General features: G+C 39.9%; 14 protein-coding genes. 13 read left to right on the top strand and 1 reads right to left on the bottom strand.

Annotation, left to right across the window (positions count from 1 at the left end):
• Positions 1 to 55: 55 nt before the first annotated feature.
• The 5 genes from dnaJ (at position 56) to deoC (ending at position 5,052) form a co-directional block, all read left to right on the top strand.
• Positions 56 to 1,192: a molecular chaperone DnaJ gene (gene dnaJ, locus OE105_RS07660; RefSeq protein ID WP_275419619.1), complete on the top strand. Its 1,137-nt coding sequence runs from the start codon at positions 56 to 58 to the stop codon at positions 1,190 to 1,192.
• A 21-nt stretch (positions 1,193 to 1,213) separates the two neighbouring features.
• Positions 1,214 to 2,152: a 50S ribosomal protein L11 methyltransferase gene (gene prmA / locus OE105_RS07655; RefSeq protein ID WP_275419618.1), complete on the top strand. Its 939-nt coding sequence runs from the start codon at positions 1,214 to 1,216 to the stop codon at positions 2,150 to 2,152.
• A 23-nt stretch (positions 2,153 to 2,175) separates the two neighbouring features.
• A complete protein-coding gene (locus OE105_RS07650; RefSeq protein ID WP_275419617.1) occupies positions 2,176 to 2,928 on the top strand; it encodes a 16S rRNA (uracil(1498)-N(3))-methyltransferase in 753 nt (250 codons plus the stop codon).
• A 6-nt stretch (positions 2,929 to 2,934) separates the two neighbouring features.
• On the top strand, positions 2,935 to 4,293 hold the full coding sequence (gene mtaB, locus OE105_RS07645) for a tRNA (N(6)-L-threonylcarbamoyladenosine(37)-C(2))-methylthiotransferase MtaB (RefSeq protein WP_275419616.1): 1,359 nt from the start codon (positions 2,935 to 2,937) through the stop codon (positions 4,291 to 4,293).
• 93 nt (positions 4,294 to 4,386) lie between these two features.
• Positions 4,387 to 5,052, top strand: coding sequence for a deoxyribose-phosphate aldolase (gene deoC, locus OE105_RS07640; protein WP_275419615.1), 666 nt, complete (start codon positions 4,387 to 4,389; stop codon positions 5,050 to 5,052).
• 309 nt (positions 5,053 to 5,361) lie between these two features.
• On the opposite strand, the gene OE105_RS07635 is transcribed toward deoC, so the two are convergent.
• Positions 5,362 to 6,294 carry a Na/Pi symporter gene (locus OE105_RS07635; protein ID WP_275419614.1) on the bottom strand — a complete coding sequence of 311 codons (933 nt, stop codon included), beginning with the start codon at positions 6,292 to 6,294 and terminating at the stop codon, positions 5,362 to 5,364.
• Positions 6,295 to 6,468: 174 nt separating this feature from the next.
• Here OE105_RS07635 and rpsU point away from each other — a divergent pair, with 174 nt between their 5' ends.
• The 8 genes from rpsU (at position 6,469) to OE105_RS07595 (ending at position 12,719) form a co-directional block, all read left to right on the top strand.
• Entirely contained in the window at positions 6,469 to 6,642 is a 174-nt protein-coding gene (rpsU, locus tag OE105_RS07630; protein WP_275418157.1) for a 30S ribosomal protein S21, read from the top strand.
• 16 nt (positions 6,643 to 6,658) lie between these two features.
• Entirely contained in the window at positions 6,659 to 7,105 is a 447-nt protein-coding gene (locus OE105_RS07625; protein WP_275419613.1) for a GatB/YqeY domain-containing protein, read from the top strand.
• A gap of 224 nt (positions 7,106 to 7,329) precedes the next feature.
• Positions 7,330 to 8,652 (top strand): NfeD family protein, encoded by a 1,323-nt coding sequence (locus OE105_RS07620; RefSeq protein WP_275419612.1) that lies wholly within the window; start codon positions 7,330 to 7,332, stop codon positions 8,650 to 8,652.
• Between the two features lie 19 nt (positions 8,653 to 8,671).
• On the top strand, positions 8,672 to 9,682 hold the full coding sequence (gene floA, locus OE105_RS07615) for a flotillin-like protein FloA (RefSeq protein ID WP_275419611.1): 1,011 nt from the start codon (positions 8,672 to 8,674) through the stop codon (positions 9,680 to 9,682).
• Positions 9,683 to 9,702: 20 nt separating this feature from the next.
• Entirely contained in the window at positions 9,703 to 10,179 is a 477-nt protein-coding gene (locus tag OE105_RS07610) for a hypothetical protein (RefSeq protein WP_275419610.1), read from the top strand.
• A gap of 90 nt (positions 10,180 to 10,269) precedes the next feature.
• Positions 10,270 to 10,554 carry a sporulation protein YqfC gene (gene yqfC, locus OE105_RS07605; RefSeq protein ID WP_275419609.1) on the top strand — a complete coding sequence of 95 codons (285 nt, stop codon included), beginning with the start codon at positions 10,270 to 10,272 and terminating at the stop codon, positions 10,552 to 10,554.
• 11 nt (positions 10,555 to 10,565) lie between these two features.
• Positions 10,566 to 11,753, top strand: coding sequence for a sporulation protein YqfD (gene yqfD / locus OE105_RS07600; protein WP_275419608.1), 1,188 nt, complete (start codon positions 10,566 to 10,568; stop codon positions 11,751 to 11,753).
• A 15-nt stretch (positions 11,754 to 11,768) separates the two neighbouring features.
• Positions 11,769 to 12,719: a PhoH family protein gene (locus OE105_RS07595; RefSeq protein ID WP_275419607.1), complete on the top strand. Its 951-nt coding sequence runs from the start codon at positions 11,769 to 11,771 to the stop codon at positions 12,717 to 12,719.
• The last annotated feature ends 202 nt before the right edge of the window (positions 12,720 to 12,921 follow it).

Here is a 12,921-nt window from a genome sequence, read left to right as displayed (position 1 = left end):
GATAAAGGATTCATGTAGAATAAATTTTATGTAATTGAATCGGGAGTGGAAAAGCATGAGTAAGCGTGATTACTATGAAATCCTCGGTGTCAGTAGAGACGCAACGAAGGAAGAAATTAAGCGGGCATATCGGAAACTCTCAAAAAAATATCATCCGGATATCAATAAGGAACCTGGCGCTGATGAAAAATTTAAAGAAATTGCTGAAGCCTATGAAGTGTTAAGCGATGATCAAAAACGAGCCCAATACGATCAATTTGGCCACGCCGGTACAGGCCAGGGATTCGGAGGATTCGATCAAGGTGGGTTCGGAGGCTTTGGCGATGGATTCGGTTTCGATGACATTTTTGAAACCTTTTTTGGCGGTGGACGATCGAGGAGACGAGATCCGAATGCACCGAAACAAGGAGCAGATTTACAATACACGATGAATTTAACATTTGAAGAAGCGGTTTTTGGGAAAGAAACGGATATCGAAATTCCTCGGGAAGAAGAATGTCATACATGTCATGGAACGGGAGCAAAACCGGGAACAAAACCTGAAACATGCACTTATTGTCATGGAACAGGTCAATTAAGCACGGAACAATCGACACCTTTTGGCCGGATTGTCAATCGCAGAGTTTGTTATCATTGTAATGGGACCGGTAAAATCATCAAAGAAAAATGTCCAACTTGCCACGGTTCAGGAAGGGTGAAAAAACGGAAAAAAATCCATATTAAAATCCCTGCAGGTATTGATGACGGTCAACAATTAAGGGTAGCCGGACAAGGTGAACCGGGCGTAAACGGCGGACCTCCTGGTGATTTATATATCGTATTTTATGTAAAACCCCATGAATTTTTCCACCGAGAAGAGGACGATATTTACTGCGAAGTTCCGATCACATTCGTTCAAGCTGCTCTAGGGGATGAAATTGAAGTTCCCACCTTGTACGGGAAAGTAAAATTAAAAATTCCGGCAGGTACGCAAACGAACACGAAATTTCGACTTCGCGGTAAAGGTGTGAAAAATGTTCGTGGAAATGGAGTCGGTGATCAACATATCACTGTGAAAATCGTCACTCCGACGAAACTCACTGAAAAGCAAAAACAGTTGCTCCGAGAGTTTGCTGAAATCAGTGGACAAACGTTGGGTGAACAGGAAGAATCATTTTTTGGAAAAATGAAACGTGCATTTAAAGGAGAATAATCGATTGGAGTTGGGCGCAGATTGAAATGGTCTGAAATAAGCATCCATACGACAAATGAGGCGGTCGAGCCAATTTTAAATATTTTATATGAAGCCGGTGCAAGCGGTGCGGTCATTGAAGATTCCTTTGAACGGATGAAAGTCAGGGAAAATCAATACGGGGAAATTTACGAATTGAATCCGGAAGATTATCCTGAGGAAGGCGTGATCATTAAAGCGTATTTGCCCGTTACTAGTTTTTTAGGCGAAACGGTGGAAGAAATTAAAACTGCGATTAACAACTTAATATTGTACGATATCGATCTTGGGAAAAATAAAGTGACGATTAGTGAAGTCAATGAAGAAGAATGGGCGACAGCTTGGAAAAAATATTACAATCCAGTGAAAATATCAAAACATTTCACTATCGTGCCAACGTGGGAAGATTACCAGCCTGTCGATACCGATGAATTAATTATCGAACTAGATCCAGGAATGGCCTTTGGAACTGGGACCCATCCGACGACGGTAATGAGTATTCAAGCACTCGAACAAACGGTAAAACCTGGTGATGTTGTATTCGATGTAGGTACCGGTTCGGGAGTTTTAAGTATCGCAGCAGCACTGTTAAAGGCTGGGAAAGTCCTCGCCCTCGATTTAGATGAAATCGCCGTCACTAGTGCGAAATTGAATATAAAATTAAATAAAGTTCACGATGTTGTTACCGTTAAGCAAAATAATTTGCTTGATGGAATTGATGAAAAGGCGAACGTCATTGTGGCCAATTTGTTAGCGGAAATCATTATAAGATTTTCAAAAGATGCTTACCGTTCTCTAGAAAAGGACGGATATTTCATCGCATCGGGCATTATTAATTTGAAACGAAAAGAAGTGGAAGATGCCCTACAAGATGCGAATTTCGTTATCCATGAAACTTTACTGATGGAAGATTGGGTGACGATCATTGCAAAAAAACGTTAAATTATAAAATACGGGGAGTTGCCATGCAACGTTATTTTTTAAATGATCATCAATTAAACGGGGAAATAATTACGATTACCGGCGATGATTACCACCATATCGTCCACGTTATGCGATTGAAAATAGGTGATAAAATAGCGATCGTCTTTCCAGAAGGTAAAGTGGCCATCTGCGAACTTTTTCAAATTGAAAAGGAATCGGTAACGGTTAAAATTAGAGAGTGGGTGGAAGAAAACCGGGAATTACCAATTGAAGTGACGATTGGTAGTGCTTTACTAAAAGGGGATAAATTTGATATTGTAGTTCAGAAAGGGACCGAATTAGGGGCGAAACGATTTATTCCGTTCCAAGCGACAAATTCCGTTGTCAAGCTCGATGATTCAAAAGGGAAAAAGAGACAGCGCCGTTGGCAGAAGATTGCCAAGGAAGCGGCAGAACAGTCAGAGCGATTAGTCGTTCCTAAAATTGACGAGCCCCTTTCCTTTGATCGGTGTTTAAAAATCGTTTCCCAAATAAAATGGAAGATCGTTGCTTATGAGATGGAGGCGAGGAGCGGGGAGTCGTTTCAATTTTATAACACCCTTCAACAAGTGAAAAAAGGAGATTCCATCTTTCTTATGTTTGGACCTGAGGGAGGTTTTTCTGAAGCAGAAATAGAAAAACTAAAGGAAGAAGGATTTATCTCTATCGGTTTAGGTCCGCGCATTTTACGTGCGGAAACGGCTCCGTTATACGCCCTTTCTGCCATATCTTTTCATTTTGAATTGTCGAGGTGATTTATTATGCCGTCAGTTGCCTTTTATACCTTAGGTTGTAAAGTAAATCATTACGAAACTGAGGCCATGTGGCAATTATTTCAAAAAAACGGTTATGAGCGAGTGGAATTTGATTCAAAAGCGGATGTTTACGTGATTAATACATGCACCGTAACGAATACAGGAGATAAAAAGAGTAGACAAATAATTCGCCGGGCGATTCGGAAAAACCCCGATGCGGTTATTTGCGTTGCCGGTTGTTATGCCCAAACATCTCCTGCAGAAGTGTTAGCCATTCCTGGGGTAGATGTGGTCATCGGAACCCAAGATCGGACGAAAATTATCGAATACGTCGAACAATATAAACGAATGCGGCAACCGATTAATGGGGTCCACAATATTATGAAAAATCGAGTATTCGAAGAAATGGACGTACCAACTTTCACCGACCGTACGAGGGCTTCGTTAAAAATTCAAGAAGGATGTAACAATTTTTGCACGTTCTGTATTATTCCTTGGGCTCGGGGGCTCATGCGTTCGAGGGATCCAAAGGCGGTTATTCGTCAAGCCCAACAGTTGGTTGATGCCGGTTATAAAGAAATCGTTTTAACGGGTATCCATACTGGTGGATACGGGCAAGATTTAAAGGACTACAGTTTGGCGATGTTACTTGAAGATCTTGAAAAGGAAGTAAGCGGCTTGAAACGTTTACGGATTTCCTCCATCGAGGCGAGCCAATTAACGGATGAAGTAATCGATGTCATTGATCGATCCAATATTATCGTTCGCCATATGCACGTACCTTTGCAATCCGGTTCGGACTCGGTATTAAAACGAATGAGACGGAAGTATACGATGGCCGAATATGAGGAACGGATTTTAAAATTGAAACAAGCGTTACCAGATGTAGCCATTACTTCCGATGTGATTGTCGGATTTCCTGGAGAAACGGAAGAGGAGTTTTTAGAAACGTACAAATTTATTGAAAAACATCAATTTGCTGAACTCCATGTGTTCCCATATTCGAAGCGAACAGGAACACCAGCTGCTCGTATGGAAAATCAAGTACCTGAGGAAATTAAAGAAAGAAGGGTGCATCGATTGATTAGTCTTTCGGATCGACTAGCCAATCAATATACATCCCGCTTTGAAGGAAAAGAACTGGAAGTGATTCCAGAAGGCGTATATAAAGAAGATGCCAAAGGAACGTTTCTTGAAGGATATTCGGATAACTATATAAAAGTTGTTTTTCCAGGATCGGAAGAAATGATCGGGCAAATTGTCCGTGTTAAGATTACGAAAGCAGGATATCCTTACAGTGAAGGGAAATGGGTTCGTGTTCTCGATGATTTAAATGATCATGAACGTCTAGTCATAAACCAATAATCGAATTTTTGATAGGAAAAAAATCGGTTGTTCTCGTTTCGTTCCGAGTTGTTTAATAACAACTCTAAAAATACAAAAAAAGGATGATCAAACATGAATTTAGCAAAATTTATCGACCACACGTTATTGAAAGCGGACACTACCGGTGACCAAATTGAAAAATTATGCAGTGAAGCGAAAGAGTTTGGATTCGCCAGCGTATGTGTTAATCCTGTATGGGTTCCAAAGGCAAATGAACTCCTTTCCGATTCCGATGTGAAAGTTTGTACAGTAATCGGTTTTCCCCTCGGTGCGACCACGACGGATACAAAAGTATTTGAAGCAAAGGATGCCATCGAAAAGGGTGCCGAAGAAATCGATATGGTCATCAATATTGGTGCGTTAAAAAGTGGGAATACAGAAACGGTCAAAACCGATATAGCCCGTGTTGTGGAAGCGGCCAAAGGGAAAGCCCTTGTAAAAGTGATTATTGAAACGAGCCTTTTGACGGATGAAGAAAAAGTCACGGCATGTCAATTATCAGTTGAAGCAGGCACTGATTTTGTTAAAACTTCAACTGGATTTTCAACCGGCGGTGCAACGGTTGAAGATGTACGACTCATGCGGGAGACGGTTGGACCGAATATCGGAGTGAAAGCTTCCGGTGGTGTTCGAAGTTTGGAAGATGCAAAGGCGATGATTGAAGCCGGTGCAACACGAATCGGTGCCAGTGCCGGTGTTGCAATTATGAAAGGACTCATGGGAAGCGAAGATTATTAAACGATTTTTGAGTAATTAAAAAGAATGGAAGAAGGGACTGTCCGATCAATCGGTCCCTAAGTTAATGAAGGAAAGAAGGCGCTCAAGTGGAAACAAAACGAGCCGAAGACTCCACGAACGATGCGAGTTAAAAAGGCTAGGTCATACCTTTCAAAAGGGCCGCTATCGAAATGAAAACAATCGAATTGCATTTTTGAAGAAAGGGCTGTACTTTTTGAGCAGTCCTTTTTTGTAACAATCGGGTCGAACATAGAAGTTCAATTGGAAATCGATGTTGATGAATTCGCCTTTCCTTTTTTGCCCTATAAATCAATCGGTTTGACTTAAACCGTGAACTTTTTCAATTAAGATTGAAAAAGGTTTTGAAAAGGGGAGAACGAGAAGAGAAACGATCAGATTGAAAAAGAAACTTGCATGGGCTAATTGTTGATCGGGAAATGGAGATAACATCGTATTGAATTGGGCGAATGGCTCTAAAATCGGGAGAAATAAAACAACACCGAAAACATTTAACCAAATATGGGCATAAGCTGTTAACCTCGCTTCTTTTCCCCCAACAATTCCTGCAATTAACGTATCTAGGCACGTTCCAATATTCGATCCTAACATAACGGCGATGGCCCCTTTCAAGGATAAAATGTTTTCCTCCAATAGACCGATGGCGATACCTGTCATCGCTGTGCTCGATTGAATCAATGCGGTTACGACTGCCCCAACACCCGTAGCAATCAAGAACTCTTCATTCATTTGAACAAACAATGATGAAAGATATCCGGTATTTGCTAACGGTTTTGCTAACCTTTCAAACCCAGCCATTGCAAAAAAAATGAAACCGACACCTAAAAAGAATAAGCCGATACTTCGTAAACGTTTATTTGAAAAAAATAAACATAAACTGCCAATGATGAGAAAAGGAAAAATAATATCCTCCGTTCCGAAAGCGAGTAATTCGATCGTTGCCGTCGTTCCAATATTCGTACCGAGAATGATACCGATCGATTTTCGAAAGGTCAAAAGATTTGCAGAAATCAAACCGACGACTATAATCATCACAGCGGAACTACTTTGCAAAAGCACGGTCACGAAAATTCCAAATAACATTCCTTTCCATGGAGTAGACGTAAACATGAGGAGCCATTTCTTCAAACGATTACCAGACAAATTCATTAAGCCTGTCCGCATAATCGTCAGTCCTCCGAGAAACAAAAACAAAAACAGTAGAAAAAAAATAGCAGTAAACATGTCCTCACCTCAATCCAATTGTATGAGCACAAGAAAAAAAAATGAGCGAATTGTCCGCTTTTGGTCGATTTTCTTTCCTTGATGGTTGACCGAAATGGCTCATTATATTATAATTTTGTAGGTACATGGTAAAAAAATTGATGTAAGCTGGTTTGTTCGGAGGGAGGGAAAGAGATGACCAAAACAGTCGTTCGTAAAAATGAATCCCTAGACGATGCTTTGCGTCGCTTTAAACGTCAAGTATCGAAAACGGGTACTCTACAAGAAATTAGAAAACGTGAATTTTACGAAAAGCCAAGCGTAAGACGGAAGAAAAAGTCTGAAGCAGCTAGAAAACGGAAATGGTAAGAGAGGGTGTAAAAATTTGAGTCTTCTCGATCGTTTAAATGAAGATATGAAAGTAGCGATGAAGAACAAAGAGAAGGAAAAACTCTCAGTTATTCGAATGATTAAGGCTTCCATTCAAAATGAATCGATTAAGCTTGGCAAAAATCAATTGACGAATGACGAAGAGTTGACTGTTCTATCTCGCGAAGTAAAACAACGAAAAGACTCCCTCCAAGAGTTCGAAAAAGCCGGCAGGACTGATTTAATTGAAAAAATGAAAAAGGAACTGACTTACATCAATCAATATTTACCAAAACAATTATCCGATGATGAACTGATTTCCATTATCGAACAGACGATTGCTGATATAGGCGCTTCATCTAAGGCAGATATGGGAAAAGTAATGGCTGCTGTGATGCCGAAAGTAAAAGGTAAGGCAGATGGAGCAAAAGTTAACCAGCTCGTCCAAAAACTTTTATCTTAAAATCTATTCATACAAGGTTCCTTATTTTAAGGGACCTTTTTATTTCCCCTTTTTTAGACAAAGGGTATATCCATACATAAATAAGCTAAAGGCTATTGTAAACGTCCTTCGCGAGATTTCAATTTGTTCTGTAGGTTAAATTCATTAAAAATTATGGTTATAATGAAACTAATCGAGTGTTTAAACGTAATAAGAATATGACAAATAAAGAAGGGGGGGTACTATTGAGAAGACTTTCGATCCGAATATTCTTTCTTTTCTTACTTTCCTTCTTTCTCCTCATGCCTACTGTTAAAGTATTGGCCGAACATAAGCCCGTATTTTATGTGAAAATCGATAGTGAAATTACGAAAGGATTGTATGAATATTTACAGCGGGCTGTGGATGAGGCGGAGGAAAATGGTGCAGAACTTATCGTTTTTGAAATGGATACGCCCGGTGGATTCGTCGATACTGCAGTCGATATTGGAGATTTGTTGACGAAAACAAAAATCAAAACCGTTACTTTTATTAATCCAGATGCCATTTCCGCAGGTGCATATATCGCCTTGAACACGGATCATATTTATATGTCGCCAAATGGGAATATGGGCGCTGCAGAGGTCATTAACCAAGACGGGACGGCTGCAGATCGAAAGGCCCAGTCTTATTGGAATTCGAAAATGAGAGATGCCGCCGAACGGGCAGGAAAAGATCCAATTTATGGACTTGCAATGATCGATGAGTCCATCGACTTACCTGAATACGAAGCACCGAAGGGTAAACTTTTGACTTTGACGGCAAAGGAAGCAGTCGAAGTCGGGTATGCGGATGGAATTGTACAAAGTCGAACGGATCTTTTAAAACAATTCGGATATACTGAAAGAGATGTCCAATTTGTCGATAAAACCTTTGCCGAAAAATTAGCGGAATTTATTACGAATCCAATTGTCGTGCCTATTTTATTATCGATCGCCAGTCTCGGCCTCATATTGGAATTGTATTCTCCCGGTTTCGGTATACCTGGTTACATGGGTATCGTTTCCTTGCTCCTGTTCTTTTACGGACATTTTGTAGCCGGACTTGCCGGTTATGAGTCCATTATTTTATTCGTTATAGGAATCGTCCTAATCATCGTAGAAATTTTTATTCCGGGTGGAATTGTTGGGCTCATTGGTTTAGGAAGTATTTTCCTATCCATTTTAGTGGCTGGAAACAACGTTGTTGAAATGTCGATCAATCTTTTATTTGCGATTACAGTCGGAATCGTAGCGATGGTGATTTTAATGAAATTTTTTGGTAAAAAAATGACCCTATTTAATAAAATTGTTTTACGGGATTCGACGAGTACAGAACAAGGGTATGTTTCGAATCCAACCCGTACCGATTTAATTGACAAAATTGGTACAACGATTACCCCCCTTAGACCATCGGGAACGATTCTAATTGGAAACGAGCGAATCGATGCCGTAACCGAAGGCGGCTTTATAGGCAGTGGAAAAAAAATCATTGTCATTGAGGTAGAAGGGCCAAGGGTGGTCGTTCGGGAATATCAAGATGAAACATAATTGATAAGGAGGAAAAAAGATGTTTGGTGGAGTAGACATTTTCCTATTAATACTTATTGCAGCAGCGCTCATTTTATTGCTTTTACTACTTTCGTTTATTCCAGTTATGCTCTGGATTTCCGCCCTTGCTGCAGGGGTAAAAATTAGCATTTTTACGTTAATTGGAATGCGTTTAAGGCGAGTCATCCCGAATCGAATCGTCAATCCATTGATTAAAGCGTATAAAGCAGGATTGAATGTGTCCATTAATCAGTTGGAAAGCCATTATTTAGCCGGTGGGAACGTCGACCGGGTCGTAAATGCATTAATTGCTGCGCAACGGGCAAATATTTCTTTGACCTTTGAACGTTGTGCTGCCATCGATTTGGCTGGTCGAGACGTTTTGGAAGCAGTGCAAATGAGCGTTAATCCAAAGGTAATTGAAACACCATTTATTGCTGGTGTTGCGATGGATGGAATTGAAGTAAAGGCAAAGGCGAGAATTACCGTTCGTGCCAATATCGATCGACTCGTCGGTGGTGCCGGAGAAGATACGATCATCGCCCGGGTTGGTGAAGGGATCGTTTCTACAATCGGTTCTTCCACAAGCCACGGTGCCGTATTGGAAAATCCGGATTTAATTTCCCAAACCGTTTTAAAGAAAGGTTTAGATGCAGGAACGGCTTTTGAAATTTTGTCGATCGATATTGCTGATGTGGATATCGGTAAAAACATCGGTGCGATGCTACAAACGGATCAAGCGGAAGCAGATAAGAAAATTGCTCAAGCGAAGGCAGAGGAACGGCGTGCGATGGCTGTTGCTTCTGAACAAGAAATGGTGGCAAGGGTCCAAGAAATGCGTGCGAAGGTTGTTGAAGCAGAGGCAGAAGTACCCCTTGCGATTGCAGAAGCATTCCGTTCCGGCAATTTAGGGGTAATGGATTATATGAATTATAAAAATATCATGGCCGATACACAAATGAGACAATCGATAGGTAAAGCTACAGAGGAAGAATTTAACGATTCGAATAATTCGAACAATGAAGAATAACAAGAGGGGAGGGAAACCCCTTGATTGATTTTTTCTTTAGCAATCTAGGGTTTATATTAATCATACTTGGTTTTCTCGTCTCCCTTTTTCAAGATCGAGAAAAAAAAGAGCAGAAAAAACGTATTCCAACAGAAAAGAAGAAAGCAGCAGAACGTAAAGAGCATAAATCCCTTTTCGAGGAAATGAGAAGATCAATCGAACAAAAAATTCCAGAATCCACATGGCAAGAAAAACAAACGGTAATCAGTGAAAATAAGACGAAAAAAGTTGCCGAGACTCAACCGGTTCAATCCGCAACGTTCCATGAAATAGTGGAAATCGATCCCATCGAGCCCTTATTAGAAAGGACGCGGAAACGGAATGTACAAAAGCTGTCCAATCGTCCGTATATTCCGAATGTATCTAAAAATACGGTTGTTAGTGGAATCGTTTGGTCGGAAATTTTAGGACCACCTCGATCAAAAAAACCTTATTCATCAAACCATTTTCACAAATAAAACCTTTTAGCAAAATCGGTTGAAAATGTCAAAATCTGTGCTATTCCCCCCTTTTCACTCATACATATGAGATGAAAAGGGGGTTCTTTTATGGGCAAAAAATGGATGCAAACGCTCAAAAAATGGATGACAAAACGAATGGATCTCCCCGAAGATGTTTTAATGGACTTTCCCCGAATTACAATGGTTGGACCAATTCACCTATACATAGAAAATCATAAAGGATTATTAACATTCACCGATGAAGAATTTCGGGTATTATTGAATCAAGGTCAACTATTGGTGAAAGGAAAGGGCTTTGTCATTAAAACGATTTTACCGGAAGAGTTGTTGCTGGAAGGTAGGATTGAACAAATTTTTTTTATTCGTGATTGAGGAGGCTTAAAATGAAGAACCGTTGGCTGAAAAACGTGTTCGGTTATGTGACGGTGCAACTGATAGGAGATGGAATCGAACGATTTGTCAATCGACTAATAAAAGACCAAGTACCCCTTTGGAATATGAAAAGGGAAGACGAACATTCCATAACCTTTCAGATGTCTATTCAACATATTCCTTTTCTCAAAAAAGCTGTTCGCCATCACCGCCTAAAAATTCGGTTTATCGAAAAAAAAGGTTTACCTTTCCTTTATCAAAAAGCAAAGTCTTATTCCGGTTTTTTTCTCAGTATCTTTCTTGCAATCCTCTTAATTCTGCTTTTATCAAATATGATTTGGAAAATTGAAATTCGTGGGGCAAGTCCTGAGCTCCAGTATAAAATATTGAAACAATTGCAAGGGATGGGAATTCGGAAAGGTCAGTTATTACTATTTGTCGATGATCCCCAAACGATTCAACGGAAAATTACAGAACTCAATGACGAAATTACATGGATCGGTGTAAAATTAAAAGGGACAACCTATTATTTTCAAGTAGTAGAAAAGGAAAGACCGGAAGAGAGGGAGTTGGCATCGCCTCAACATTTAATCGCTAAAAAAGAGGCGGTTATCGTTGATTATTTTATCGAAAAGGGACAACCCGTCATTAAACGAAATGAATATGTGAAACGGGGGCAGATTCTTGTCAGTGGTGTCATCGGTACAGAGGAGAACAAACAATCGATTGCAGCTGAAGGGAAAGTTTGGGGAAAAACGTGGTATAAAGCGGATGTATCCGTCAAATTGCAATCGGAATGGAAGGTGTTTACAGGTGAAAGGAAAACGAAAAAGTACTTGGAATTTTTCCATTTCAAACTCCCCATTTGGGGGGTTCAGCCTTCCCATTTTGACCAATCGGAAATTGAACAAACAAAAGCAACTATCAAATTTTTAAAATGGACCTTACCAATTTCGTTTATATCAGAAACAATATATGAAGTAGAAACGGTGACAAAAACGTATAGTTATGAAGAAGCGAAAAGATTGGCTTTACAAAAGGCAAGGGCAGATCTTTATCATCAACTTGATGAAGAAATAACCATTGAAAGCGAAAAAACTTTGCATGAAATGAAGGACAATGGTACATTAAAAATATCCATCCTATTTGAAGTCATTGAAAATATTGCAAAGGCACAAGCGATTATCCAACAAAATTGAGGAGTGTTGTTATTTTTGGATACGAAGGAATTACAATTACAACCGATTGAAAACCCGTATGAATTATTTGGGACAAATGATCAAAATTTGAAGATGATTGAAAAGGAATTAAACGTATCGATCGTTACAAGGGGTGGCTCGATCCGTATTATCGGAGACGAGGAACGGGTGATTCAATCTGCAAGAAAAATAATTGTCAATTTGTATAAACTGATCGAAAAGGGGATCCAGATTGGCCTTAGAGACGTCACCTTAGCGATACAAATGGAACGGGAAGGGAAAGGGGACTATTTTATCGAATTATACGAAGAAATTATATCGAAAAATGCGAAGGGAAAACCGATCCGTGCAAAAACATTAGGTCAACGGGAATATGTCCATGCGATTAAAAATCATGATCTCGTTTTCGGTATCGGACCTGCTGGAACAGGGAAAACGTATTTGGCGGTTGTTCTCGCTGTCCATGCATTGAGAAATAATTTGGTCAAACGAATTATCTTGACGAGACCTGCAGTCGAAGCCGGTGAAAATTTAGGATTTTTGCCAGGTGATTTGAAAGAAAAGGTAGATCCCTATTTACGCCCCCTATATGACGCCCTTTACGACGTACTCGGTACGGAACAAACGGTGCGACTAATCGAACGGGGAACGATTGAAATTGCCCCACTTGCATATATGCGTGGTCGAACGTTAGATGACGCCTTTGTCATTTTAGATGAAGCGCAAAATACGACAGAGGCGCAAATGAAAATGTTTTTAACTCGGCTTGGATTTGGTTCAAAAATGGTTATTACCGGGGATAAAACGCAAATCGATTTACCAAAAGGTGTTCATTCTGGTTTAGTCAATGTGGAGAAAATTTTAAAAAATATTCCCGGAATCTCGTTTATCTATTTAGAAGAAGGCGACGTTGTAAGACATCCACTAGTCGCAAAAATCATCTCTGCCTACAAACGTCAATCGTAAAAGGAAACAGGATGAGGGGGAGAAATATCCGTACAAACATCCTAAATCGGGGGGAGGTTTAATTGGACAAGTTCCCCCTCCGTATTTAACAATGATTCATTTGGAGTGGAAAAGGAAAGGAATCTCTCCTAGGATTGAATTGGTTATCGATATCGACAAAAACGCGTATAAGTATTGAGAAACATTTTCAAGATTCATTTCT

This window comes from Fervidibacillus halotolerans (assembly GCF_026547205.1).
Lineage (GTDB): Bacteria > Bacillota > Bacilli > Bacillales > Caldibacillaceae > Fervidibacillus > Fervidibacillus halotolerans.
Note: the sequence above shows the minus strand (reverse complement) of the source record. Positions and strands in the feature narration are given on the sequence as shown.